Source organism: Paenibacillus canaveralius (genome assembly GCF_047238265.1).
Lineage (GTDB): Bacteria > Bacillota > Bacilli > Paenibacillales > NBRC-103111 > Paenibacillus_F.
In genome coordinates this window covers 2,407,299-2,433,959 of the sequence record NZ_JBDFMM010000001.1, presented here as the reverse complement: position 1 = coordinate 2,433,959, position 26,661 = coordinate 2,407,299, and the positions used below count along the sequence as shown (strand labels likewise).

Below are 26,661 nucleotides of genomic sequence, written 5' to 3'. Positions count from 1 at the left end.
CCCCTCTGCAACCCTTATACGCTCTCATAAAATTGTTTAATGTCCTCGAACTCGTCGAGATCCAGATCGTTTGCCCCGACATCGGCAGGAGTCAGCTCTCGCTCGGTCTTGGACTGGCAGTGACGGAGCACTTCATACAAATTTTCTTCCAGGCGATGAAGCAAATCCGATGCGGTCTGTTCCGTGTACGCATGACCGTCATAATCGAGCCGGAGGGTGAGGGCACCCGATTCGAGCGTGCTTTTCAGATACCAGCCGTACTCACGTGCCGCACGTAAATCACCTGTAAATCCTTCACCCGCGCTCAGATGATCAAAATAAGGAGATACGGGAACGGACGGCTCCCGGTGAGCGAACCCGATGCGAGGATGTTTCCGGGCTGTGGTTCCTTCTTCCTGCTGCCGTGAAGACGCAAGATCGTATAAGGCTCCGTATCCGATGCCTCCATCCGGCACCTGACGCACCGATTCTTTAACCTGCTTGAGGTAACCCGCCAGATCATCGGTAAACGAGTTTTCGAGCATCAGCGGATACTGCGTATCGAACCAGCCCACTGTCCGCGAGAAATCCAACTTCTTGTCCACGCACAGTTTTCTTCCGTCTTCGGTCAATTCGATGAGGAAGCGTTTGTGGCCGGACCAGTTTCCGAACGTTTTGCCCAGAGCGGATAATATCGCTTCGCGGGCATCCATCGAATAAATATCTTTCACTCCGTCGAGCAGTTGGCTCGTCTTTTCCGCCGGTATAACCGCACAGACCGAGTTGCGCAGCGGTTGAAGTCCCGTCTCGGTTTCTCTATCGACCGGAACAACCCACTCACCGGAGGCGACAGCCGAAGCCCAATATTCCCGCTGAGTCTGTACCTGTTTGTTGTCCGCATATGTTCTCAAGTGCTCTGCCCAAGTCCGGAAAGCATCGGTTTTAAGAGGCAGCGAGACATTTTCTCCTTTAACAAGCTGTCCGTAAACGGTCGCCAAATCTTCCAAAATTAAAGCAAAAGAAGTGTCGTCGGAAATGAGGCGGTGAATCGCAATCAAGAGATAGTCCCCTTCGCCGGTCTTAAACAGCACGCCTTTCACAAGCGGTCCTTCATTCAGGGAGAGACCCGATTCGAGCTCTCTGCTTTGCTGCTCAACGGACGTCCTGGCATCAGACTTGCCCCCGCTTAGACGAATGACAGTCAGTCCCGCAGGTTCTTCCGTCAAAGAGCGATGCTCCAGCTTCAACTCCCCTTCTTTCAAAACGGCGCGCAGACGAAGGGCGTCATGCTGCTCCAGCACCTTGTCCCAGGCCGACCGGACATGGTTTTCCTCCAGCCCCGCTGCAGAGAAGAGCAGCGCCGAAAGCGACGAGTCGGATTCGTAACCGCCCTGCTCGAAAAACCGGTTCTGCACAGGCGTCAGCGTCACTTCCCCTTCGACCGGACCTTGGACGATTTCACGGACGGATGACGTCACGTACGCGCCGAGGTCTCCGATGGACGGATGCTCGAATAGCTGCTTGATGTCCAGCGCATATCCTTCTTTCCTCATGCGGGCCACAACCTGAATGCCTTTGATCGAATCTCCGCCAAGGAGGAAGAAATTGTCGTGAATCCCGATACCGGTCCGGCCCAGAACATCCTGCCACACGCCGGCCAGCGCTTCCTCCACTTCGTTGCGGGGAGGTGCGTACTCCACATTCGGAAGGAAAAGATCGTCCGGCTCGGGAAGCGACTTCCGGTCGGTTTTGCCGTTAGGCGTAAGCGGAAGCTTGTCCAAGAATACATAGTGCGAAGGGACCGAATAGTAAGGCAACTCTCTCGCCAACTGCTCCCTGACCTCCGCCGCGCTTAAAACGGAATCCGGCTTCGGCACGACATACGCGCACAATACGGCCTCGTGTCCGCCTTTTTGTTTGACCGTTACGGCCGCCTCCTGGATGGAAGAGAGCTTGATCAGAGCATTTTCTATCTCGCCGAGCTCGATGCGGAAGCCCCTTACCTTCACCTGATGATCGATCCGGCCCAGGAACTCCAGGTTCCCGTCGGGCTTCCAGCGGGCAAGATCGCCCGTTTTGTACATCTTTGTTCCCGGGACAAATGGATTGGGCACAAATTTTTCAGCCGTAAGATCTTCACGCTTCCAATACCCCCGCGCTAGCCCTTCTCCGGCTATGCACAATTCACCCGGCACTCCTACAGGCTGAAGATTCGAATTTGCATCGACGGTATACACCTGCGTATTGGCAATCGGCCGCCCGATATCGATCCGGGCCGCACCGGTCAGCTCCCTGACCGCGGACCATACCGTCGTTTCGGTCGGTCCGTACATGTTGTAAATTCTCAGCCCGTCCTGTGATTGCAGCTGCTCCAGAAGCGCATGCGGCAGAGCTTCGCCGCCGACCATAATTTCCTTGACGCCGGCCAGCGCCTTCTTGCCCTCTTCACTGGCGAGCAGCATCTGCAGACGGGAAGGCGTCATTTGCAGCATATCGATTTCTCTAGACCGGATGAGCTCACCCAGAGATTCCGCTTCCAGCTGATGCTGGCGGTCCCCGATGACAACTGTCATTCCCGCCAAAAGCGGCACGAGGGATTCCAGAACGAATATGTCAAACGAGATGGTCGTTAGCGATAAAATCTTTTTGTCCGGACGGAAATCAATCACTTCTTTCATTCCGGTTACGAAGTTCATGACGGCACGATGCGGCAGCATGACGCCTTTCGGGTTTCCCGTCGATCCCGACGTGTAGATGACGTAAGCGAGATGTTCGGACTCTACGCCCTCTCCGTCCAGATCGGCACCGTCGTTCTGATAGATGTCGTCCTCATCGAGGAACAGTACGCTTCCATCGTAATCCAAGCCTTCGATCAGACTGCGGCTCGTCAGCAGCACGCCTGCTTCGCTGTCCTGGAGCATGTAGAGTACACGCGCCAAAGGATAGTCAGGATCGATCGGCACATACGCGCCACCGGCCTTCAGCACAGCCAACTGCCCGATGATCATTTCGGCCGAACGGGGCACCATAAGACCGACAAGCTTGTCGGGTCCTACACCAAGCTCCCGCAGCTTCCGTGCAGCGGCGTTGGCACGTTCGTTCAATTCCCCGTATGTTAAGCTCCGGTCTCCGAAAACAACCGCCTCAGCCTCCGGCGTTTTCGCGGCCTGCTCCTCAAATGCCTTGTGAACCGGAACGGTCGAAGGAAAACCCGCTGCCGTGTCGTTAAACCCGGTGATCAGATCCTCTCTTTCCGGGGCCGTGAGCATCTGAATCTCGCCAAGCGCAATATCCGCCGAATAGGCAATCGTCTCCAGGATGGCTGAATAATGGCGGGCCAGACGCTCCACCGTTTCACGCGCGAACAGATCCGTGGCATACTCCCACGTAAACAACAGCCCGTCTTTTTGCTCCGTAACGTGCAGGGAGAAATCAACTTTGGAGATGCCGGTGTTAAACTCTCCGGGCTTGAAGGAAAGCCTGCCCGTTTTTACAACGTCCGTACCCACATTTTGCAGGCTGAAAATGGTATCAAAGAGAGGGTTGCGGCTTAAATCCCGCACCAGCTGAAGCTTCTCGACAATTTCCTCAAACGGATACTCCTGGTTCTCGAACGCGGCGAGAGACTGACGTTTCACCTCTTGCAAAAATTGTCCGAAAGCCAAGGAAGGCTCGGGCTTGCTGCGGATCGCCAGCGTATTTACGAACATTCCCGCCATACTTTCCGTATCGGCGTGTCTTCTTCCGGCGGCCGGCGTTCCGACAATAATGTCTTCCTGACCCGAATATTTGGCCAGCAGTACGTTGTATGCGGCCAGCAGCACCATGTACAGCGTCGTTTCCTTATCCTTCGCCAGACTGTACAGCGCCTCCGTCAATTTCCCGTCCGGAAGCTGGACGAAGCTGTCTCCTTTGAAGCTTTGGGAAGCTGGGCGCGGATAATCCGTCGGCATCTGAAGGACGGGCAGCTCACCTGCCAGCGTCTGGAGCCAGAAATCTTCCTGCCTGCCGAATTTCCCTTGTGCCAGCTGACCGTTCTGCCAAACCGCATAATCTTTGTAATGTACGTTACGCGGAGGCAGGAGCCTGCCTTGATAAATCTGGATGAACTCGTCCAGCAGCACGGCCATGGAATATCCGTCCGCTACGGCATGATGAACATCGATCAGCAAAACGCTGCCGCCCGTTTCAAGCTCGAACAGATGAGCACGGAATAAGGGCGCTTGTCCGAGATCGAACGGCCGGACGAATTGCCGCTGCAGCTCCTCTATCTCTTCCAGCCGTACTGTCGATACGGGAACATCCAGATCGGCTTCCCCGGCGATTTTTTGCACGACTTCCCCGTTTTCCAGCTCAAAATAGGTCCGAAACGATTCATGGCGAGCTGCGGCCTGCCGAAGGGCCCCGATTAGCCTATCTCTGTCGACTTCCCCTTCTATAAAAAGCCGCCCAGGCACGTTGTAAGCCGTTCCTCCGCCGCCCAACTGATCGAGAACATACATCCTTTTTTGGGCCGAAGAAACCGGATAAGACTTCTCCTGCGGCACCGGTTGAATGGACTCGAAATCTTGTCCGGAACCTCCCGTGATATACTGTTCCAGCTCCCCGACCGTCTGCAGGGCAAAAAGCTCGCTCAGCGGGATATGAATGCCGAATTCTTTGTTTATCCGTGAAAGAATAACAGTCGCTTTTAACGAATCGCCGCCCAACTGAAAAAAATTATCCCTGGTGTTTATATGCGCGGCACCGAGCACGTCTTTCCATATCGCAACAAGCTTGTCCGTCACGCTGCCCTGTAAGTTTTGTTTGCCGGGTAGCGCCAAATTGCCGCCGGAAGGCGCAGGCAAAGCCGTGAAATCAATCTCTCCATCCGGCAGCAGAGGCAGCTCCGTCATCGGAATCAGGTACCTTGGAATGGCATAATCCGGCAAGGTTTCATGCAGCAGCGAAAACTTTTCTATTTCTTTCCAGATTTTTGAAGGGTTAGCAACGACGTAGGCCGTCATATAGTCGACTGCATCATTTTCAGGGTGAAAATGAGCCGTTACGGCACATGCTTCAAGACGAAGCGTATGCAGCAAATGCTCTTCAATCTGATCCAAATAAACGCGATGACCGCGTACAAGAACGGAACGCGATGTTTTTCCCAGCCGTTTAATGGCCCCGCTGGCATAACTGTAAGCCCATTTCCCGGTACTCGTGAAACGGTTGGACGGGGATTCCACCTTCCTGCCCGAAACCGCGTAGACTTCGCCGATCGTTCCGGGTGGAGCCGGATACTTGTAGGCGTCAAGAATACACTCATAGCTTCCGTTTTCGTCCGCGTGAAGAGCCCATCTGGCCCACACCCGCTCACTTTCCTCCGCACTGAGGAGAGACAGCTCGGACAGGCGCTTATCGCCCCCATCGGCGATAGATTCCAGCAGCCGAATGAAATAGCGGGACCAGGTTTCAACCGTTTCGGGCTGGAAAAGGTCCGCATTGTAATCGAAATCGAGCCTCAGTTCTTTTGAAATCTCCGTCACGTTCAGGAAAAGCTCGTACTTGCAATACGCCGGATCATGGACGAGCAGCTCCGTATCGAGCCCGTGAAAATCGAGTTTGGGCAGCGGACGGTCCATATTGAATACGGCGTTAAGGACAGGCAGATTGCGGAGCCCGCGCTCAGCCAGCGCCGCAAAACTGTAAGCCTGATAGGCGTCCAGTTCGTTCATTCTCTGTTTGACGGACCCCGCGTAAGCGGCAAAGCTCTGTTCGGAGGACGCCCTGCTGAGAACAGGAAGCAGATTAACGCAGTTTCCCATCAGAAAAGGAGCTTCCATCTGCGACTGTCCCGCCGTCGGAACTCCAACGGTAATATCGCTTTGCCCCGTTAACCGGTGCAGAAAAAGATGAAATCCCGAAAGCAGCGTCACAAAAAGACTGCTTCCGAGCTTTATGCTGGTTTTTTTAAGTTCTTGGAGAAGCAGGGCCGGAAGGATCGTCGTATGCCTTCCGCCTTTTGAAGTCGGAAGAATCGTTCCCCGGACGGGGGAAGGAAGTTCGACTACGGACATCTGCTTCTCAAAAAGTCCGTTCCAGTAAGCGGCCGCCTGCGCGCTTTGCGGTTTTTCCAACTGCTCGGACTGCCAGGCGGCATATCTTCTGAAAGGTGCCGGTTCCGGCAGGCGGTAAGCTTCCTGACGGACAAGAGCGGAATAAATCCGCTCCAGTTCCTGGACGAACAGTGCCATGGACCATCCGTCGGCAATCAGGTGATGGAAAGTGAACACGGCCGTATGCGACTCTGCCGATGTGCGGAGAAGATGAATCCGGAAGAGCGGCGTCTCACCTTCCAAATCGAACGGCGTCTGGCTCTCGCGATGAAGCCAAACCCGTATTTGACGCTCCTGTTCCGTTGAATTTAAACCCGCCAGATCTACGATCGGAACTTTCACATCTAGAGAATCCCGAACGATCTGGGTTTCGCCGTCTTGGCTGATGACAAGACGAAGAGCTTCATGCCTGTCGGTAATGAGCCGGACTGCCTGCTCGAACGCATCGGCCCGCAGTGCTCCGCGAAACCGCAGAAGAGCGGTTTCGTGGAGTGACGGGGAATCCTTGCGGTTGGAAACGGAGGCAAACCAGAGCTGCTTCTGGTCGGGAGTCAGCGGAAACGCTTCTCCTTGACCGCTTTCCGGCAGCCGGTAGGACGGGAGCTTGCGGCCGGAAGGATCGTCATCGTCCGGAGACGGGTCCCGGTCGGGAAGAAATCCGCCTTTCCGCAGTTCGCCCACGCTTTCTTTAACGGCCTGTACGATGCGTGCGATATCTTCTTCCGAGTGGGCGGTGGACAAGAAGCAGTTGCGCCCCTCCCAGATGTAAATGCCTTTATCAAGCATGTGATAATAAAACAGCTCCAAGTCGCCTTTGAGCACGAAACGGAACAGCGAACCGAAATGCACCACTTTGATCGGCACGCCTTCCCCGCCGAAATACGTGTTCAGCTCTTCGGCAAACCGTGCCGTGCGTGCGTTCAAATCCGCCTGGATTTGTCCTGCCGAAGCTTCCAGGTGATTCAATACGGCAAGGGAAGCGGCCATGGCCAGCGGATGGTGGCAGAACGTGCCCGCCACGAACGTTCTCCGGTGTTCGTTCTGCGGGAAAGAATCGTCGCCGAATTTCCATGTTCCTCCGTCTATGCCGTCCATGTATGCCGATGAACCGGCGACGATACCGATCGGCATGCCGCCGCCGATAACTTTGCCGTACGTGACGAGGTCCGCTTTAATGCCGAACCAAGCCTGGGCGCCGCCCGGATGCAGACGGAAACCGGTAATCACTTCGTCGAAGATGAAAGCGGTGCGGGACTCTTTCGTAATACGGCGGATTTCTTCCAGAAAAGCTTTCGGCTGAAAATCCGGCCGGCGGCTTTGTACCGGCTCGACCACTACGGCGGCCAGTTCATGAGCGTGCGAACGGATGTATTCGAGCGAGTCTTCGCTTCCGTAATTGAGCACGACTATGTCGTCGACCATATTTTGCAGAATGCCCGGGGCCAGCGGCGTCGAGTGCTCCTTGTTCGTTCCCGCGCTTCCCAGTGCAAGCACTCCGTCGAACGTACCGTGATAGGAACCGGCGAAAATCACGACTTTGGCGCGGCTTGTTGCCGCACGTGCGAGCCTTAAGGCAACCATGACGGCTTCCGTACCGGAATTGTACAGCGCGATGCGTTCCACGCCGGTCATTCTGCAGATGGATTCGGCAACCTGGCCTGCCAGATTGGACATCGGACCGACGCACATGCCGTTCGCAAGCTCCCGTTCGATCTTCTCGCGGACGAACGAAGGGTTATGTCCGAATAGATTGACGCCGAATCCCATCGTCAGATCCACATATTCGTTACCGTCGAGATCCCACAGTTTGGACCCTTCCGCGCGTTCCGAAATAATTTGATATACCATTTCTTTCAGAAGAGGACGGAATCCGGCGACGTTGCGGTTATTCGCATACACGTCACGGTACTGCTGGGTGTAAGCTTTCGTGCGCCCCGTCCGTGCCGTGTACCGCTCAATCAGCTCGCGCACATGCTTTTCCTGTCTCTGCGACAGGGATTCGCGGGCTTTCAGATCCAGCGCTTTATAAGGCACGTAAGGCTTAGGCTCCTCACCGTTTGCCTGTGATGCCGCGGGTCTCGTTTCGACGGCTGCGGCGACTTCCCGCGTCGTTCCGGCATGCAGCCGTGCGTCAGGCTGCGCAGGCGGTGCCGCAGCGACTCTTGCAGCAGGAGACGGACCGGATACGGATGCGGGCTGTACGGACAGCGGCGCTTGTACGGCCGGACGGCTGCCGAGCACTTGAAGCTGCTGTGACATCAGCTGAAGCTGCTGCTCCAGGATGCGTTCGACCGCGGAAGAAGCCGAGCTTCCGGCGATACCTGCAGCCGGACCGGATACGGATGCCGGCACTGCCTGTCCTTGTGCACCCGCAGCAGCGGATTGCTCGCTGTAGCTGTACGGCTCCGGAAGAGCGGTCCGCTCGGGAGCAACTGCCCCCGTCCCGGCGATTGGCGCCTGCACGGCGGCTTCGGACCGGACCACGGATGCGGGTTCGGTCTGCGGCACCCGTTCGACGATATAGGCCGTTAGCAGGTCCAGGTTCGTAAGCGACTCAAAGAAATCGCTCATGGGAACATCCAGTCCGAACGCATCTTTAATGCTGTGGCGGACTTGGGATAAATTGATGGAGTCGAGTCCCAGTTCCAGGAAATGCGTTTGAGGCTGAAGCTCTTCCCTGCTGAGCTGCGATACGTTGCCGATCATCTGGATCAGCGTCTGACGGACGGAATCGGCGTGACGGGCGGAGGCTGTTTCCGCCTGAAGCTGTTCGTTCACCACACTCACCTGCTCCTTTGCGGATAGATAGGGTTCCGGTTGAGCCGTCGGCACCGCATGCGGAGATTGCGCCGCAGATGCTGCCTGTCCGGCCTTGACGGGAACGTCGATCCAGCATCTTTTGCGCTGGAACGGATATGTCGGAAGGGATACTTTTCGGAATGAACTTTGGGCATACAGAGCCTTCCAGTCGATGGAAGCTCCCTGCACATACTGCCGTGCCAGTTCTTGCACGGCTTCCGGCCCAAGATCGGCGAGATTCCCCGGCTGCATGTATTCATGCGTCTGGGTGCTGTCCGTTTTGCCGATATAAACGCCGTCCGAACCTTTGCCTTCCCTGTGAAGGCGCCGCAGTTTCTGCGTTAATTCGGCTCCGTCCGCCGCCGTCACCGCCAACCGGTATGTCAGATGGCTGCGGCCAGTGTTTGCCGTATAACATACGGCCGGCATGTCAAGCTTGTCCGTCCCGGCAAAAAGCTTGTCGTAGTCCCGGATAAGCTCCTGCAACCCCTCTTCTGTCTTGGCTGACAGGGTGAGCAGCAGCGGAACGCCGTTTTCGGAACCTCCGTTATCCGCAGATGCCGTTGACGTGACTTCCGGGGCTCCGTTGTATTCTTCCAGCACGACGTGGCAGTTGGTTCCGCTGAAACCGAACGAACTGATTCCGCATCTTCTCGGAATGCCGTCGGTCTCCCATTCTTTTAAACGGGTGTTTACATAAACGGGTGATTCCTCGAAGCTGATTTTCCGGTTCGGCACCCGGTAATGAACGGATGGAGCAATTTGCTTGTGCTGAAGGGAAAGCACGGTTTTGATCAAGCCCGCGATACCGGCCGCTTCATACAGGTGCCCGATATTGGATTTTACCGTACTGATGGCACAGAACTGCTTGCGCTTCGTCCTTCTGCGGAAGGCTTTCCCGATTCCGTCGATTTCGACCGGATCGCCGAGCTTGGTGCCGGTTCCGTGCGCTTCGATATACGTCACTGTCTCGGGATCGATCCGCGCATTACGCCAGGCCTGGGAAATGACATCCGCCTGGGAGGACGCGTTCGGAGCCGATATGCCCACGGTGCTTCCGTCCTGGTTAATCGCGCTTCCCTTGATCACCGCAAGGATGTTGTCCTTGTCTTTGATCGCTTTGCCGAGAGGTTTCAGGAAAACGGCCCCCACGCCCTCACCCCAGCCTGTGCCGTCCGAACTGTCGTCGAAAGCTCTGGCCCGGTCGTCGGAAGACTCCATGCCGATTCCCGCCTTAAGGGGCAGCAAAATGGTTTTTACGCCGCCCGCAAGCGCCATGTCGCAGTCTCCGCTCAGAATCGCTTTGCAGGCCAGATGAACGGCGACCAGCGAGGAGGAGCATGCGGTGTCCACCGTAACGGCAGGTCCTTTTAGATCAAGCAGGTACGAAATCCGGCTGGAAATGATTGAAGACAAGTTCCCGATCGCGAAATTCGGCAGAGAAGCCGGAGACACTTCGGACAGCAGCCGCTCGTATTCAAAGCTGGTTTTCGAAAATCCGACGTAGACGCCTACTCGACGGCTGGAAAGATTGGAGCCGCCGTAACCGGCATCTTCGATTGCGCTCCATACAGTTTGCAGGAAAAGCCGCTGGTTCGGGTCCATCAAAGAGGCTTCCCTCGGCGTTAGCTTGAAGAACGAATAGTCGAACGTATCGATTTCGTCCAGATAGCCGCCTTCCGCCATCGACAAATCGCGGCCTTCCGTATTCAAATGAGAAATGAACGCCTCGGCATCTTTTCTTCTTTTCTCGCCATATGGGACGATACAGTCGCGTCCTTCGGAGATGTTGGTCCAAAACTGCTGAAGATTATCCGCCTGAGGGAACTTACCGGACATCCCGATAATCGCGATATCCCCGTCGGTTTCCTGAACGGAAGCACCCGGACTCTGGTCCTGCTCAAAATGTTCGACCGTTTCTCCCTGTGAAATATAAGCGGCAAGTTTTGAAATCGTCGGATACGAGAAAAAGTCCGTCACGGAAACTTGAACGCCGAGCTGCGCTTCAAGTTCTTCCACGATTTGAACGAGTTGGAGGGAGCTTGCCCCGATGTCGAAGTAACTCTCGTCCGTATCGACTTCATCCACCTGTAAAATTTGCTTGACGATGGCCAGGAGCTTTTGCTCCGCTACGCTGCGCGGAATGACGGCCGCCCGCGCACGCTGCTTTTCCTGCTCCCAGATTTCCTGGAGCCCCGCAAACGTCTCGTCGAATTTACCGGCCGTATAGTCTTGTGCAAGCTTGTAACGCTGCACTTTTCCGCTGGTCGTTTTCGGAATGCGCCGGATGGGGAGAACCGCTTGAATGTCCCATCCTCCCCGGTAATTCAAGTGTCCTTTGAGCCGTTTGGCCAGAGGGGCGAAATCTTCGATTTTTTTCGTATGCATCACAAAAACGATAATCCTGTCCTGGCGGGCCGCCGGGTCGTAAGCGCCGCAAACGGCCACTTTGCCGAGCTCCACGCCTTCCACTTCTTCCGCAACGCGTTCGATGTCGTGAGGATACACATTTTGCCCGTTCGCAAAAATGATATCTTTGGCCCGTCCCGTAATCACAAGCCGGCCTTCGCGCATAAAGCCAAGGTCGCCGGTGATAAGCCATCCGTCCGGAGTCATAACCTTAGCGGTCGCATCCGGATTATTGTAATAGCCGGCGGTCACGTTCATTCCGCGAATTTGTATATTGCCGATTACATAATCGTCCAGGGGCCGGTTCTCGTCGTCGCAAATCCGGATGTAACTGCTCCGCAGCGGATAACCGACGTCTACGAATGTCAAGCAGCGGTTGTCCGAAGCATCAATCTGGACCACCTTTTCACCGATGTTCAGGTGCTCCCGGTCCAAGTGAAGCCGAAGAAAATTTTCTCCCAACGGCGGGAGAGACATTCCTACGCTCGCCTCGGCCATGCCGTATACGGTAAACATCGCCGTGCTTCTCATGCCGTGTTTGCTCATCGTCTCCATAAACACATCGCACAGTTCGCTTGAGATCGGCTCCGCCCCGTTATAAATCAAACGCAGCCGGGACAAGTCCCAATCCGCCGCATTTTCGGGTTTATACTGAGCCAGGAAAAATTTGTACCCGAAGTTAGGCGAGCAGGTTTGAGTAACTTTATGCTCCGACGCTTTCTTCAGCCACAACGACGGACGACGGATAAACAGCGCGGTCGGCATAATCAGCTGCCTGGTGTTAGCCATGACACAGGTCAGGTGAAAAGCGATCAAGCCCATATCATGCGTAAGCGGCATCCAGCCGAGATAGGCATCCTTTTCGTCCATCTCCGTTTGAACGGCCATATCCCGCGTGTTGTAAATCAGATTTTCATGGGTCAGCATGACCCCTTTCGGATCTCCGGTCGAACCTGACGAAAACTGGATAAACGCCAGATCGGATGCTTTAGCCTCGTGAATAACCCCCTTATCCCCAGTGGAGTAATGAACTTTATCTGTAAAAAGAGACGCTTCCCTGACATTTTCGAACACATCCTGTTTACCGTTTAGAAGCGCGTATTTTTCCAGGTTCTCCAATGCTTTTCCTTCGGTGATCAAGTAAGGATTGTTCAGCGTGTCCCATATTTTAAACAGCTTCATCTTGTGCTCGTCATTATTGCCGACCGTTACCGGTACCGGGATAATTCCCCCCAGCAGGCATCCCCAGAACACATTCAGAAAAGATCTGTTATCGTCAATTTGCATAAGAAGCTCGTCGCCCGCCTTCATGCCCGAGCTTTGGAGATGGTGAAGGACGCCAAGCGCGTCTTCAAGCAGTTCCCCGTAAGTAATATTGTCTTCGTTCTGGTCGCCGTTAATAAAGGTGATGCCTCTGGAGTTTTTGTCTCCCCTGTCCCGGATAACGTCAATCAGTGTCTGAAATTGTTCCACCTTCATCCCTCCGCAGTTATCCCTGTGTTACAAGTTTTTTTTGCAAAAGAGCTTGTAAACAACCGGCGAATCGTCTCATTTTGTTCCTTCGCGGATACCTTCTTCGTCCGAAGCACCCGCTGTACACATTCCAGCACATCCTGTCTTAATCCGTAAACATCCCGGACGGAACCGCCGCTTTCCGTGTAAGCATTCAGCATTTCACGCACGCGTCTGACCGGTTCCAGCACCCCCTGAGCGTACTCTTCCTCGTTCCAGTTCGCATTGGGCGCCGAAACCGCGGCGGAGTAGCCTTCCTCAATAAACTGCAGGACCGGATACAGCTCCGCCAATTGCCCCGCATCCGCTTCGCGGTCGTAAGCGTATGGGCGGATCTGTTCCGAGTTGTCCCGGGTCAAGTTTTTCAGAACCGTTCGCGGACCCAGCTCAACCGCTAACTCAATGCCTTCTTCCGCTAAAAATTGTACCGTTTGCAGCCACCTAACCGGAGTCGTCATCTGATCGACAAGCCCCCTGCGGATAGCTTGCGCATCCGGGTAAGGCAGGCCCGTCGTATTGGAAATGACCGGCCAGCGGCCGTCCCTGAATGTGACCTTGTTCAGCGCTTCTTCCAGGCTTTCCGCTGCCGGCTGCATGAGCACGCTGTGAAACGGTCCGCTTACCGCGAGCCGGGTCACTTCGACGCCCAGCCGCTCCAGTTCTTCCGCCACGCCCGCCACGGCGTTCCGATGACCGGAGACGACCAGCTGACTGCCGGAGTTGTAACCGGCGATGGCCGCCGGCTGCCCGTCCGCAGAATATCTGCGGCACAGTTCCTCCAGCATGGGCTGATCGTTCGTGCGGACGGCGATCATGGAGCCGATGCCAGCTTCCGCCGCTTCCTCCATGAACCTGCCCCGCTGAATGACGAGACCCAGCGCCTCCGCAAAAGAGAGGACGCCGCTGCCCACCAGCGCGGAGTATTCGCCGAGGCTGTGCCCGGCCGAGTATCGGGGTTCAACCCCGATCTCGTACAGGTAAACCCGGCTTGCCAGAACGCTTACCGTCAGCAGCGCGGGCTGCGTGAAGGACGTTCTGGAGAGCCGGGCGGCGCTTCCTTCGAAGCACAAAGCCTTCATATCGTAGCCGGCGACATCACTTGCTTCTTCGAACAATGCTTTTGCCCCGTCAAAACGGGCAAACCAGGCGGACCCCATGCCGACATACTGGGAGCCCTGCCCGGGAAATAACCAGGCGGTATTAACCATGCCCCGCTCCTTTCTTACGCGTAAAAAGATGAATAACGGATTCCCAGGGAAGCGTGCAGAATATCTACGATTTCTTTCTGGAAATCATTGATGAAAAAGTGCCCTCCGTCAAACGAATGAGCCGTAAAAGCGCCCGTCGTATGACGCTTCCAGTCGAGCACATCCGTTTCTTCCACCTTATCCCGCTTGCCCGTCAAAACCGTCATGGCGCAGTCCAGCTTCGCTTTCTCGGTGTAAGCGTATGTTTCGACAAGACGGAAATCCGCCCGGAGAAGCGGTAAAAACAAATTCATTAGTTCAGAATTTTCAAACAATTGCGGAGGGGTTCCCCCCAATTCCGCTATCTTTGTTTTAAACAATTCGGGCTCCAGTCCGTGCAAAGGAGGCTCTGTCCGCTGTATATGCGGAGCCATTCTGGCCGCCGCGAAAAAATGAAGCGGGCTTTGTCCGTACTTTTCCCTAATGCGGTGGATAAGTTCAAAAGCGATCAGGCTGCCCATGCTGTAACCGAAAAAAGCGGCCTGACCCTTGTCGAGATAAGGTTCCACAACCGGCAGAAGATCATTTACGGCCGCGTCCACGTTCTCGTAATAAGACTCGTTAATGCGCCTTCCCCGGCCGGCCAATTCAAGCGGGACCAGTTCAATGCCCGGACCCAGCAGGGGTTTCCACCTTGTGTAAATTACCGACGATCCGCCCGCATAGGGCAGACAAAACAAGAAAATCTTTTTCATGCTGTCACCTGCCCTATTCGTATCCGTTTTGTAAATTATTGCGGAAGGCGGTTAATCGTCAAACCGGCTCAAGCGTCGCTTCCTTATGCGCGGATTGTCCGGTCTGCTCGAAATAAGCGGCAAGCGCTTCTTTAACGATCGCACAGCCCTGCTCCAGCAGCTCGAAATCAATCGTCAACGCGGGCATCAGTTTCACGACCGTGTCGTTTCGTCCGGACCGCTCGATGATAAGGCCCCGGTCGTAGCAGCGGGAAGCCACGAATTTCGCCGCCTGCTCACCGCCTTCCAGTCCGCCCAGATCGATTCCCCAGATCAGGCCGAGTCCGCGTACCGTAATGGCCGGGTGCAGGGGTACGATTTCTTTTTGCAGAAAGTCGCTGACCCATGCTTCCTTCTCCTTCACGGCTTCCTCCAGATTCGAAGAAATTCTGAACTGCAGCGCCGCCGTAGCGCCGACGAAAGCAAGCTGGTTTCCGCGGAACGTTCCGTTGTGCTCACCCGGCTGCCATATGTCCAGCTCCGGCTTCAGGAGAAGAAGCGACATCGGAAGCCCGTATCCGCTTATCGATTTCGACAGTACGACAAGATCCGGCTGAATTCCCGCCCGTTCGAACGAGAAGAAAGATCCCGTGCGTCCGCAGCCCACCTGGATATCGTCGACGATGAGAAGAATGTCATGCGCTTTGCACAAAGCGCTCAGACGCTTCAGCCATTCTACCGGAGCCACGATTACGCCGCCTTCAGCCTGAACGGTTTCGAGAATGACGGCAGCCGGCTTCTCGATCCCGCTGTTGGCGTCCGTAAGCACGTTTTCCATGTAACCGATCGTGTCAAAAGACTCATTGAACCCGTACGGATACGGCATAAACGTGACGTTGTTCAGCGGAGCGCCTGCGCCCCCGCGGTTGTATAAATTGCCCGTGGCGGCAAGGCTGCCGTAAGACATGCCGTGAAAGCCGCCGCTGAACGAGAAGATTCCCGTCCGCTTCTTCGCTTTTCTTGCCAGCTTCAGCGCAGCCTCGACCGCATTTGTGCCTGTAGGCCCGCAGAACATCAGTTTGTAGTCCAGCCCTTTAGGCGCCAGAATCAGTTCGTTGAACGTTTCGATAAATGTCCGTTTGGCCGTCGTGTACATATCCAGACCGTGCACGACCGCATCGGACCCGATGTATTCCAGCAGTTTTCCTTTGATAAAATCGGGATTATGCCCATAGTTCAAAGCTCCTGCCCCAGCGAAAAAATCGAGAAAACATTTGCCTTCTTCCGTAAACATCATGGAATTTTTAGCCGTGCGGAACACATCCCCAAACACCCTGCTGTAAGATCTTACATTTGACTCCAAAAGTTCGAACGAGTTCATCATTTCATCCTCCATCTGTATTTTTTTTGCAGGACAAATAACCGCTGATAAGGCAGCATTTTAAAAAATGCTAGAGGTCAGCTTCAATCCGAAAAGCTATTCAGGCAGTTCATGATGAGGGCAGAGCTTGTTCCAGTAATGCGGGTTGGGTTCTTGTGGTGTTCTTAGTCCAAACGCCCGACTAAACGTAAGACTAACGAATCATGTGAGGAGTTCTGGGAGGTCTAAAGTAGCAAAAGAAAGTCGAATTTACCAATTCTTTCATAAATTATGATAGAGTAGGTTTACAAATGTTGTCAATGCATTTTCAAATATTAAAAAATTGAAGTTATTGTTACTTATTTTGTATTTTAATAGTTCAATTTTAAATTATTATGTTTTGGTAAATAAGGTTTTTTGATATAGACATTTCCAGTTTCTGTGTGTATACTCTATCTTGATATCTGGTTTATTTGTTAATATTTGTTAGATATGAGGTGGCTGACATCCTACTTTCAATCAGCAATATCGGTAAGCAGTATCAGGAAGATGTATGGGGACTCCGCCATGTCGATTTACAGATACAACCCGGCATTCTAGGTCTTCTTGGTCCTAACGGAGCCGGAAAATCTACTCTAATGCGGCTTTTGGCCACGATTTCGGAGCCTTCGGAGGGCACCATTACGTGGAACGGAGTCGGCATTCGTGAAAATCCCGAAGAGATTCGGCGTATTCTCGGCTATCTTCCGCAAGACTTCGGAGTGTATCCGCATCTTAGCGCTCACGAGTTTTTGACTTATATGGCAGCGGTAAAAGGGATCAGCGGCAAGGCGGCAGGCAAACGCATCGACGAGCTCCTCGGTCTGCTGCATTTGTACGACGTCCGCAAAAGAAGAATCGGCAGCTTCTCGGGAGGCATGAAACAGCGGATCGGCATCGCCCAGGCCCTGCTCAACGACCCCAAGCTGCTCATTATCGATGAACCTACAATCGGACTGGATCCCGCAGAGCGCTTATCGTTCCGCAACCTGCTGACAGACCTGTCCGGAGAGCGGCTCATTATTTTCTCCACGCACATCGTATCGGACATAGAGGCGACGGCGGACCGAATCGCCATCCTTTCCAAAGGACGGCTGATCAGCGATTCCAACCCCGGGGAGCTTCTTCGGCATGTGCAGGGAAAAGTGTGGAATGTGGTCATTCCCGAAAACCAGCTCCAGGAGGCCCGCGCCAAGTGGCTCATCAGCGCAACCGTCCGGCGTGAAGACGGGCTGCTGCTCCGCGTGGTATCCGAAACTCCGCCAAACGAGCAGGCGGCAGCCGTTCATGCGGGAATTGAAGACGCCTACCTCTTTTTGAGCGCAGGATAAGGAGGGGGAACGCGTGATAAACGCATGGAAGATTACATACCAGGTGGCCTTGGCGGATTTTCTGGAAAGAACGCGGCGGTTCAGTTTTCTCCTTACGCTGGGCCTGACGATTCTTGCAGCCTATATGTTCGTCCCTCCGGCCGATGCCGGATACGTCACGCTGTATTTCGAAGAATTCCGGGGCATCTATAATTCGGCCTGGGTAGGCGGAACAACCGCGGTTTCTACCTCGCTGTTTTTGTCCTTCTTCGGTTTTTTTCTAGTGCGGAACGGTATCGAGCGCGATAAAAGAACCCGGGTGGGCCAGATTATCGAAGGCTCCTCGCTAAAAAAATCCCATTATCTGCTCGGCAAGGCGCTCAGCAATTTTCTGGTTTTGGCGGTGATTGCCGCTGTTGTCATTCCCGTCGCGATCTGTATGCAGTGGGTCCGCGGCGAAGACTACTCTCTCCACCTGGGGGCGTACCTGGCCCCATACTTGTTCGTCGTGATCCCCGCCCTGGCAATTGTTTCGGCCACGGCCGTCCTGTTCGAAACAAGGCCGGTGCTCAGGAGCCCGTTCGGCATTGTGCTTTATATGCTTTTGTTTACCGGCGTTACGATGTCCACGCTCTATTCGGGCATGGGCAACGATGTCATCACGAAGGGGATGCGTGAAAAGCTCCTGCTCACTCACGCCGATTATGAAGGTACATACGGGCAAGGAATTCTGTTCCTAGAAAGCCCGCTGAAACTTTTCGTCTGGGACGGCATAAGCTGGACCTGGGACGTTGTGATCAAACAAGCCGCTCTGCTGCTTGTCGCGGTCCTGGTCTGCCTGCTCGCCTCCCGCCTTTTCCGCGGCTTCAAGGAAAGTCCTGTCGTCGTCCAAGGGCCCCGAAACGGCGCCGGCGCCGGTACAGGTGTCGGCGAAGCCGTTCCGGCCCGCTCCCGCGGCGGCAAAGCGACTGCCCAAGAACGGATGCGGAAAGCTCCGGCTGAACCCGCGGCGGTGCAAGTCCCCCCTCTTGCGTCGGCGGCCGACCTGACGCCTGTCCGGGTGAACAAGCGGTTCCTGCCTCTTGTCCGCGCGGAATTCCAGCTTCAGTTCGCCAGTTTTCCGCCCGGCTGGTACGTGGTCGCCGTTATTCTCGCTCTTTTGTGCCTCTTTCTGCCTTACACGGCGGCACTGAGATGGATCTGGCCGCTTGCCTGGATCTGGCCGATTTCGCTCTGGTCTTCGATGGGCAACCGCGAACACCAATACGGAACCGTGTCCGTACTCGCTTCATCACCCGGCTATGTCGGAAGGCAGCTGCCCGCGGTATGGTTGTCAGGTTTCCTGGCGGTGCTTCTAACGGGCAGCGGGATGCTCATCCGATTTATCGTGACGGGTGACGTGGTTCACCTGATTTACGCCGTCGCGGCCGCATTATTCGTACCCAGCTTTGCCCTGGCTTTGGGCATCTGGACGGAATCCAGGCGTCCCTTTGAACTTATCTACATGCTGCTTTGGTTCCTGGGCCCTTTCAACCAGCTGTTCTATGCGGATTTTATGGGCACCGCAGTCGAATCCGGCCCCGTCCGCAATCTTACTTCCGCTTCCCTGCTCATTATCGCCGTTCTTTTGGCGGCTTCGGTTCTGCTTGTTTTGGCGGCCTATTCAAAACGGAAATTAAAGGTTAAATAAAATTGTTAACCCCACCCATATTTTGAAGGGGTATCCTTTTGGGGGTCGTCTAAGGGTTAAGTAAGTAAAAAGAAGCAAGTGAAGGAGGCGTTTGACAATGGCTGCATATATTTTCCGGTTTTTAAAGCCGTTTGTTCTGCTGGGGGTCATTCTAGGGGTCATCGTATTTATTCTTAACGTGCTGGGGCTGGAAATTCCGATGGTCGTCGGGAATACGACCTACCGCGGTACAGAGGCTGCCATCATGGAACTGATCGGAATTCCGGTCGCCCTCGTCTTGCTGGGGACCATTATCGGGTCAATCGCTTATATGTCCAATAACAGTCAGAAATATTAAAAAAGCCCGCCGCTCCGCAAGTGGAGCAAACAAAAAAAGCCTGCGAAACAGGCTTTTTTTGTTTGTTTTATTTTAAAACTGCCGTGCTGCCGCCAATCCAAGCCGCAATATCTGCGGTAACCGTGTCCGGTACATTTGCAGGAACCTTGTAATTTGGGATGTCGTTCTCCAATTTGCCTTCGGTAAACAAATGTGTAAGCTTGGGATACGATTTATAAGTGACGCCGCATTCCCCGCATACACTCCCTTCCGGCCGTTTAAGCAGGACAGCGCCACCTGGAAATCTCCTCCCCCGCCACCTCTGCCAGTGTGGTTAACGCGATCCCTTCCGGCGCGTCTCCCGGTCCTCCAGTTCCCTCAGGTGAAAACGCCTCCAGTTCGATAAGAGACTCAAACTGGTGACGGTCTCTGACAAAACCCCGGTCCGCGGCGTACGCTAGCGAATCCGGATCGTCGTCGCGGACCATGCCTACGATTTTATCCGCACCGTTAGCATCCGCATAGGCAGCCAGCTTCGCGTAAATTTGGCGTCCTGTGCCGTTTTTGCGTTCTTCGGCAGCGACGAGAACCTTTTGGTACAGCATGCCCGGAGCCGTCCGGGGAGCCCGCCAGGAGCAGCCGTAGCCGATAATTTTACCCGACTCGTTTACGGCAACAAGACGCCGGCGGTCATGGCCGGTCAGTCTTCCGTTCTCGTCGCGTGACAAAGCGCCCTCTCTCGGAATCACGGCATCTTCTTCGCGCATGTGCGCTGCCGTTACCGGCTCGGAATAAAAGATACTGAGCAAAGCGGCCGTTCATTTCTGCATGGTTCGGATTTGCTTTAATGCAGCTAAACAGAGTCAGACAACTCGGCAGTTTTCTGCGTTTCTTTAGAAATTCAAACTAAAAAAAGTCTCTCTTCCTGTTGAAGAGAGACTTTTTATTTTACATTGAAAAATTATTATTTAAACGAAGCGTATCCTTGGTCGACCATGACTACGCTGCCGTTGATAGCATCCGCTTCTTCCAGCGAAAGCAGATAGACGGAGTTTGCGACGGTTTCCGGCTTCGTCAGCTCGCCGCCCATTACTTTGGCCTTCATGCTTTCGAGCATACCGTTGTCTTTAAACCCTTGAATGATCGGTGTATCCACCGCACCCGGCGCAACCGCAATGACTCGGATGCCGTGTGGAGCAAGCTCCAGTGCCGCCGATTTCGACATCATGATAACGGCGCCTTTGGTCGCGTGGTACGCGAAGGTTCCCGGAGAAGCGAGGAATCCGAACACCGAAGCGGTGTTGATGATGACGCCTTTAATGCCGAGCTCCTTCATTTTACTGCCCGCGGCCATAATCCCGTAAGCGACTCCGTGCTGGTTGACGGCGATCGTTTTGTGATACAAATCCATATTTTGAGTCAAAACGGGTCCGGCACCGCCGATTCCGGCATTGTTGAACATCACGTCGATCCGGCCGTACTTGGCAACCGCTTCGTCTACGAGAGCTTGTACGCTTTCCTGACTGGAAACGTCGACTTTGACGAATACCGCTTCTCCGCCTTCTTTTTTAATGAGCTCGGCAGTTTCAGTTCCGCCCGCTTCATTGAAATCCGCTACGATGACCCGGTCGCCTTTGCGTGCGAATTTTAAACAAGCTTGACGGCCGATACCGCTTGCTCCGCCTGTAATTACCGCTACACGTTGAGTGGTTGTCATATAAGTTCCGCCTCCAAAAATGTCTCGTCTGGGTTGATCTGTAAGTGGTGTGCGCTTTGTCACACGTTGACCTTGATTAGATCGTATCATATACTCAAGATTAATTATATTTCAGATTAGTTAACTAACCTTAACTTAAAGTTAATACCAAGGAGCCGTCGGAATGAATTTGGAACAGCTTGAATTTATCGTGGAAGTAGCCCGGGCGGGAACGTTGACAGGGGCTGCGCAAAATAAGCATATGACGGTTGCGGGAATCAGCCGCTCGATCTCTTTCCTGGAGAAAGAGCTCGGCGTACGCATCTTCAACCGGTCGCGTACGGGGGCGGTTCCGACACCGGAAGGGCAAATGATTCTCGGCAAAGCTTCGGCCATTCTAAGCCAGGTCCATCAGACTGCAAGCGGAAGCGAACAGTTACGGAATGCTGCAAAACGCGCGGCTTCGCGTGGCTACGATTCCGGGCCCCGTCTCACTGCTCGTCGATACGTTGACGGAACTCAAAAAAGATTTTCCCGGTATCCGGCTGGAAATGATCGAGAAGGGCACCAAAGAAATTATCGAAGATGTGCGCCATAACCGGGTCGATATCGGGTTTGTTTTGTTCCCGGATACGATTCAGGAAAAAAACGCATGCCTGCACGCGGAGCCGCTTGTCGAAGGACGCATGGTCGTCGGCGTAAGCAGGCATTCCGCCCTAGCTTCGGCAAAATCGATCTCGCTGGACCAGCTCGCCGCTCATCAGCTTGTGCTTTACCATGACGAGTATATTGCCCGCTTTATCGCCACGCTCGGCGATTCCGTGAACGTTCTGTTCACAAGCAACAATATCGACGCGATCCTGAAAGCCGTCCGGGAGGGAATCGCCGTTACGCTCGGAACGGATTATACGTTTTACGGAAACCCCGACTACGAAAACGGCGATATCGTCATGGTGAACGCGGAACTTCCGGGCGAGCGGCCCTCCTACCTGTGGTGCGTTCATCCCAAAGATCAGCCCTATTCGCAAGCCGCTCATCTTTTCGTCAACCGGCTCAAAATGCGGCTTAACAGGCGGCGGTAACGTTCCGGGGAAAAAAATGGAGAAGGAACGAAGAGAATCGAAGAGAATCGGGAGCTTCCTTCTTCAGTCAGTATGACCCTTCATCATGAGAATGACTCTCTCATAAGAGATGCATCCACAGATCCGGCAAAAAAAACCTATGTCCCGGGGACATAGGTTTTTCTCGTTTAAAGCGGCGGCGCTATCGTCTTCGCAATACGCGTCCGAATACGAGCAGGATGGGCAGCAGCAGTACCGCCGCGGTCGTCAGAGACGCCCGGACGGACAGCCGGCTGCCGATCCAGCCGACGAACGGACCGCCCGCGGTTTGGCCGAGCGCATCGGATTGGCTCATCATGGAGAGCACCGTCGCCCTCGACCGGCTCTCGATGTTGAGATTGAGCCAAGTCTCGAAAAGCGGGGCGCTCAGCGTGCCGATAACGCCTACGGTGAGCAGGGAAACCAGAGCCCAGCCGAAATTCGGCGAGAAGGCAAACGACAGAACCGCCGCGATCCGAAGCGCCGTCAGCACGAACATGCTTTTGAATACGACATGTTCATCCGTCGTATTCAGCCGTTTCTCGGCGATCCACATCGCGAGCATGCTCAGCAGGATGGTCAAGACGGAGATAAGTCCGAACCAGAGAGCGGCGGACAAAGGCAGTCCGGCCGGAAACGTAATCTCCTTCAAGAGATGCGCTTCCCACAGCCGGTCATAGCCTTCGGATGCCGCCCCGCTGAATACGGTCACCGCCAGAATCATCAGCAGGATAGGCCGGGAGGAAATCTCCCGGGCACCGGCGAGCCAGGTAGACTTGAGTTCGGTCCAAGGCCCGGTTCCCGGCGGTCTTTCTTGACGGACGAATTTGGTCTCCTTCATATGCAGCAGAAGGTAGACCCCCAATACCGCATACAAAAGGCCGCCTGCCAGAAAAGGCAGGTTCGTAGCCAGCGTGGACAGCCCGACGCTGATTCCGATTCCGACCAGTGCCGCGGTCAGCGTCCATCTTTTCGCACGCATAAAGACCGGCCCCGCATGTTCTTCGCCGACTTCATCCACAAACCATGCGGTATCCGCGCCGCTGAGGAACGTTTCTCCGAATCCGCGGATCGCTTCGGAAATAAGCACCCAGACAAACAACGAGATAACGGGTACGACCGCGCCGGCACCTATCACGCTGCCCTCCAGGAAGAAGCTGCCGCTCATCACGAACATCCCGAGGATGACTGATTTTCTGCGGCCGTACGTATCCGCCACGACTCCCGTAATTCCTTCGAACAGGAGTACAGTAAGTTCCAATACCGTTCCGACTAGCAAAAGCTCCAGCGGTGTCAGACCCAGCGTCTGGATAAAATAGACTGCATACGTTGTAAACATGACACTGTTGGCCAGTGCCAAACCGAATTTTAATCTTAAATAAACGTGTGACGCGTGTACATTCATGAACCTGTCCGCCTTTCAGGCAGACGGCACGTCACGTTGTGTATTCACTTATCCGCTCACCGGTAAGCTTTGCGTTCGTGCCGTCTTCCCCACTTTTTTGGTTGTTTGTTCTTTTCTTTGCGGGGTTTTCATTTGAGTTTTTTGCATGAACGACACCTCCTGAATTGATTGCTTTTTATTATATACGGCCTCGGCCAAAAAGAAAGGGTAAGATTAGCTATAACTAAAAAAGCCCGCCGGGATTCCGGCGGGCTTTTTCCATAACTTATGTGATAGGGATCTTGCTTGTCCGATGTTCAGCTTCAAGATTAATCGCGGTCACGCTGGCGGGCTCTTGCTTCGCCGCCTTTGCGTCCGGCTTCCTCACGGCTCATTTTGCCGTCGCCTCCGCTGTTACCGCTGTTGCCGCCATTCCCGCTGTTTCCGTTATTGCCGCGGGCTTCTCCGCCTTTTTGACCGATTTCTTGATAGAACTCTTTGTCATGATTACGGGAAGTGGCTTCTCCGCCTTTTTCACCAATTTCCTGATAAAAATCTTTATCGTGGTTCTTGGAGGTTGCTTCTCCACCCATACGTCCTGCTTCTTCACGGCTCATTTTGTTGTCGTCATTACGTGCCATTTTGAATCACTCCTTATAGGTATTGAATTATTTTTTGGCGTTGTGGCGTTGCCTATGTCTTATTTACCCTGGGTCAATTTTTTGAAACAAAGTTTCTGTTTTTGTTCGCCCGGTAATCTGCCCCGAATATTTTCATAGTGAGTGCGGCCGTATAAAGAAAAGAATGGAGCCGCTCCGGCTATTTGTTCCGAACAGCAAAAAAGCAGGGCCCCAGCCCCGCCTGCTGTACTTGCTACCCGCTCATAAGCGGAAGCGGTAGCCCGCTCCCCAAACGGTCTCGATATACTCGGATTTCGAAGAATCCAGCTCGATTTTCTCCCGCAGCTTCCGGATATGGACCGTAACCGTCTGAGAATCGCCGAGTGAATTCATGCCCCACAATTTTTCGAAAAGATGATCCTTGCTGAACACCCGGTTAGGGTTGCGCGCGAGAAACGAGAGAAGATCGAACTCCTTCGTAGTAAGGGTAATTTCACGGCCGCGCAGAAAAACCCGGCGGGAATCGGAATGGATCACAAGCTCCCGGATGGACACTTCCTCCTTCTTTTTCGGAGGGCCGATCAGCCGCTCGTAACGGGCCAGATGCGCCTTCACCCGGGCGACGAGTTCCGCGGGCTTGAAGGGCTTTGTAATGTAATCGTCCGCCCCGAGGCCCAGTCCACGGATAATGTCGATGTCTTCTTTTTTGGCGGTAACCATCAGGATCGGAATGTCCCTTTCTTCCCGGATTTTCTTACACACCTCAAAGCCGCCGATACGGGGAATCATCAGATCCAGGAGAATAAGATCGTACTCTCCGGTCAAGCCGAGACGCAGTCCCCGCTCCCCGTCCTCCGCGATTTCGACCCGGAATCCGTGAACCTCCAGGTAGTCTCTCTGCAGTTCGGCTATAAGCCGCTCATCTTCCACGATCAATATGGATTTCATAAGACATCACTCTCTTTATTCGTTCGGATCGGAAGCAGGATCGTAATGCGGCTGCCCTCGTCAGGCAGACTGTCAGCCCGGATTGAGCCCCCGTGTCCGTCGATAATCTGCTTGGAAATGGCTAACCCTAAGCCGCTGCCTCCGGTATCGCTGTTGCGCGACGGGTCCGCCCGGTAAAACCGCTCGAAAATATACGGAAGAGATTCGGCATCGATGCCCCGGCCATTGTCGGTCAGTTCGATTTGGACTTCCTGCCCGGCTTCCACAACCTTCAGCCCGATCCGTTTATCGGGTTTATTCATATATTTGACGCTGTTGTCGACAATATTTACGAAAACACGCTTGATTTTATCCCGGTCTATTATCAGCTCCGTGTGCGGTTTCAGCCTGATATCAGCCGAGTACCGGATGCCTTGTTTGCTGAGTTCGAACTCCAGCTCCGAAGATAAATCTTCAATAAACGCGTGCAGATCGACTCTTTCGAAATTGAACGGCAGCCGGTTTAAATCGAGTTTGGAGTAGAGAAACAGCTCGTCGATCAGGTGATCCATCTCCTCCGCTTTGGAGGTAATGATGCCGATGTATTTCTCCCGTTTCTCCTCGGTATCCGCAATTCCGTCTCCCAGCCCTTCCACGTACCCCCGTATCGCCGTCAGCGGAGTCCGGATATCGTGGGAAATATTCGAGATAAGCTCTTTGCGGTTTTCTTCATATTGAAGCTGCGTCTGGATGGAATCCTTAAGCTTCACTCTCATCTGCTCGAAGGCTGCGCTGAGTTCGCCGATTTCATCTTTGCCTGCCGGCACGACCCGGGAATCCAAATCTCCGGCCTCTATCCGCTTCATGGCGGCTTTCAGCGTGTTCAGGGGTTTAATAATACTCCGGGACACGAAATAGGTAAGCAGCGTATGCGTGAGAATGAGAATGACGATTAAGGCGATAAACAAGATCGGGAAAAACTTCCGGGCGAATGTGACGAACGGACTTACGGCCGTCACAACGAAGAGGCTGCCTTTCTGCCCGTCTTCAAATTTAAAATCCGCATGAAAAACTTCGACAAGCTGTTTGTCCATCCGTTCGGGTTTGGACATCTTCACGTTCCCCGGCTTTTCATAAGCCGGCAGGTTCTTAAGCAGACTGCGGATATGGAAAAGAGGCTGCCGCATACACAATTTCCCCGCCTTTGCGCAGAATCAGATTAGACTGGTTCCGCTGCAGTTCCCCGTCGATTTCCGCCAGATAAGACGTATCCGTCCATGCCGCGGGGTCAATTTCCGTGGTTCGTTTTATTTCTTTGAGCAGCCGCTCGATGCTGCGGTTCTCGAAGCGGCCTTCACCTTCACCGTACTGGTCTTTAAGCGACTGCAAATCTCCGCGGAACACCACGACGAGAAGCATCGCCGTTATGAGCATCATCACGAGCGGAATAACGAGCATCGCGGCATACGACAGCAGCAGCTTGAAACGGATAGACATAAGCTTT

The 26,661-nt window shown here is 54.1% G+C and carries 15 protein-coding genes and 1 pseudogene; 5 read left to right on the top strand and 11 right to left on the bottom strand.

Features of this window, described 5'->3' with window-relative positions; all coding sequences use genetic code 11:
* Positions 1 to 14 precede the first annotated feature (14 nt).
* From ABC395_RS11340 to ectB, 4 genes are read right to left on the bottom strand one after another with little or no spacing between them, the layout of a single operon-like run.
* Positions 15 to 12,755, bottom strand: coding sequence for an amino acid adenylation domain-containing protein (locus ABC395_RS11340; RefSeq protein ID WP_413003080.1), 12,741 nt, complete (start codon positions 12,753 to 12,755; stop codon positions 15 to 17).
* Between the two features lie 2 nt (positions 12,756 to 12,757).
* Complete coding sequence (gene fabD / locus ABC395_RS11335; protein WP_413003079.1) at positions 12,758 to 14,002, bottom strand: ACP S-malonyltransferase; 1,245 nt, start codon at positions 14,000 to 14,002, stop codon at positions 12,758 to 12,760.
* 14 nt (positions 14,003 to 14,016) lie between these two features.
* Positions 14,017 to 14,736, bottom strand: coding sequence for a thioesterase II family protein (locus ABC395_RS11330; protein ID WP_413003077.1), 720 nt, complete (start codon positions 14,734 to 14,736; stop codon positions 14,017 to 14,019).
* 58 nt (positions 14,737 to 14,794) lie between these two features.
* Entirely contained in the window at positions 14,795 to 16,096 is a 1,302-nt protein-coding gene (gene ectB, locus ABC395_RS11325) for a diaminobutyrate--2-oxoglutarate transaminase (protein WP_413006726.1), read from the bottom strand.
* Between the two features lie 485 nt (positions 16,097 to 16,581).
* Between ectB and ABC395_RS11320 the strand changes: the two genes are divergently transcribed.
* The 3 genes from ABC395_RS11320 to ABC395_RS11310 all read left to right on the top strand — a co-directional run bounded on the left by ABC395_RS11320 (position 16,582) and on the right by ABC395_RS11310 (position 19,451).
* Positions 16,582 to 17,445: an ABC transporter ATP-binding protein gene (locus ABC395_RS11320; RefSeq protein ID WP_413006725.1), complete on the top strand. Its 864-nt coding sequence runs from the start codon at positions 16,582 to 16,584 to the stop codon at positions 17,443 to 17,445.
* A 13-nt stretch (positions 17,446 to 17,458) separates the two neighbouring features.
* A complete protein-coding gene (locus ABC395_RS11315) occupies positions 17,459 to 19,114 on the top strand; it encodes a Tat pathway signal protein (protein ID WP_413003076.1) in 1,656 nt (551 codons plus the stop codon).
* A 97-nt stretch (positions 19,115 to 19,211) separates the two neighbouring features.
* Entirely contained in the window at positions 19,212 to 19,451 is a 240-nt protein-coding gene (locus ABC395_RS11310) for a hypothetical protein (protein ID WP_009672440.1), read from the top strand.
* A 257-nt stretch (positions 19,452 to 19,708) separates the two neighbouring features.
* Here the strand turns inward: ABC395_RS11310 and ABC395_RS11305 are convergent, their stop codons facing one another.
* Together ABC395_RS11305 and ABC395_RS11300 are read right to left on the bottom strand one after the other, a co-directional pair.
* Positions 19,709 to 20,239, bottom strand: a complete 531-nt coding sequence (locus ABC395_RS11305) for a GNAT family N-acetyltransferase (protein ID WP_413003074.1) — start codon at positions 20,237 to 20,239, stop codon at positions 19,709 to 19,711.
* A 155-nt stretch (positions 20,240 to 20,394) separates the two neighbouring features.
* Positions 20,395 to 21,147 carry an SDR family NAD(P)-dependent oxidoreductase gene (locus ABC395_RS11300; protein ID WP_413003072.1) on the bottom strand — a complete coding sequence of 251 codons (753 nt, stop codon included), beginning with the start codon at positions 21,145 to 21,147 and terminating at the stop codon, positions 20,395 to 20,397.
* A 163-nt stretch (positions 21,148 to 21,310) separates the two neighbouring features.
* Between ABC395_RS11300 and ABC395_RS11295 the strand changes: the two are divergent.
* Positions 21,311 to 21,436: pseudogene (locus tag ABC395_RS11295) on the top strand (LysR family transcriptional regulator); the annotation flags it as partial.
* A gap of 133 nt (positions 21,437 to 21,569) precedes the next feature.
* The gene (locus ABC395_RS11290; protein ID WP_413003070.1) at positions 21,570 to 22,208 is read left to right on the top strand and encodes a LysR family transcriptional regulator substrate-binding protein; all 639 of its coding nucleotides are present in this window, start codon (positions 21,570 to 21,572) and stop codon (positions 22,206 to 22,208) included.
* Between the two features lie 181 nt (positions 22,209 to 22,389).
* Here the strand turns inward: ABC395_RS11290 and ABC395_RS11285 are convergent, their stop codons facing one another.
* The 5 genes from ABC395_RS11285 to ABC395_RS11265 form a co-directional block, all read right to left on the bottom strand.
* Positions 22,390 to 23,631: an MFS transporter gene (locus tag ABC395_RS11285; protein ID WP_413003069.1), complete on the bottom strand. Its 1,242-nt coding sequence runs from the start codon at positions 23,629 to 23,631 to the stop codon at positions 22,390 to 22,392.
* Positions 23,632 to 23,939: 308 nt separating this feature from the next.
* A complete protein-coding gene (locus ABC395_RS11280) occupies positions 23,940 to 24,251 on the bottom strand; it encodes a KGG domain-containing protein (protein ID WP_413003067.1) in 312 nt (103 codons plus the stop codon).
* A gap of 240 nt (positions 24,252 to 24,491) precedes the next feature.
* The gene (locus tag ABC395_RS11275) at positions 24,492 to 25,178 is read right to left on the bottom strand and encodes a response regulator transcription factor (RefSeq protein ID WP_413003065.1); all 687 of its coding nucleotides are present in this window, start codon (positions 25,176 to 25,178) and stop codon (positions 24,492 to 24,494) included.
* Complete coding sequence (locus ABC395_RS11270) at positions 25,175 to 26,344, bottom strand: sensor histidine kinase (RefSeq protein WP_413003063.1); 1,170 nt, start codon at positions 26,342 to 26,344, stop codon at positions 25,175 to 25,177. Before ABC395_RS11270 ends, ABC395_RS11275 begins: the two co-directional genes overlap by 4 nt.
* A complete protein-coding gene (locus ABC395_RS11265; RefSeq protein WP_413003061.1) occupies positions 26,307 to 26,654 on the bottom strand; it encodes a hypothetical protein in 348 nt (115 codons plus the stop codon). Before ABC395_RS11265 ends, ABC395_RS11270 begins: the two co-directional genes overlap by 38 nt.
* Positions 26,655 to 26,661 lie beyond the last annotated feature (7 nt).

Bases quoted from the DNA above. Each gene is read 5' to 3' on its own strand.
- fabD (WP_413003079.1), bottom strand. From the start codon at position 14,002: ATGGTTAATACCGCCTGGTTATTTCCCGGGCAGGGCTCCCAGTATGTC.
- ABC395_RS11330 (WP_413003077.1), bottom strand. From the start codon at position 14,736: ATGAAAAAGATTTTCTTGTTTTGTCTGCCCTATGCGGGCGGATCGTCG.
- ectB (WP_413006726.1), bottom strand. From the start codon at position 16,096: ATGAACTCGTTCGAACTTTTGGAGTCAAATGTAAGATCTTACAGCAGG.
- ABC395_RS11310 (WP_009672440.1), top strand. From the start codon at position 19,212: ATGGCTGCATATATTTTCCGGTTTTTAAAGCCGTTTGTTCTGCTGGGG.
- ABC395_RS11300 (WP_413003072.1), bottom strand. From the start codon at position 21,147: ATGACAACCACTCAACGTGTAGCGGTAATTACAGGCGGAGCAAGCGGT.
- ABC395_RS11290 (WP_413003070.1), top strand. From the start codon at position 21,570: ATGCTGCAAAACGCGCGGCTTCGCGTGGCTACGATTCCGGGCCCCGTC.
- ABC395_RS11285 (WP_413003069.1), bottom strand. From the start codon at position 23,631: ATGAATGTACACGCGTCACACGTTTATTTAAGATTAAAATTCGGTTTG.
- ABC395_RS11280 (WP_413003067.1), bottom strand. From the start codon at position 24,251: ATGGCACGTAATGACGACAACAAAATGAGCCGTGAAGAAGCAGGACGT.
- ABC395_RS11275 (WP_413003065.1), bottom strand. From the start codon at position 25,178: ATGAAATCCATATTGATCGTGGAAGATGAGCGGCTTATAGCCGAACTG.
- ABC395_RS11270 (WP_413003063.1), bottom strand. From the start codon at position 26,344: ATGCGGCAGCCTCTTTTCCATATCCGCAGTCTGCTTAAGAACCTGCCG.
- ABC395_RS11265 (WP_413003061.1), bottom strand. From the start codon at position 26,654: ATGTCTATCCGTTTCAAGCTGCTGCTGTCGTATGCCGCGATGCTCGTT.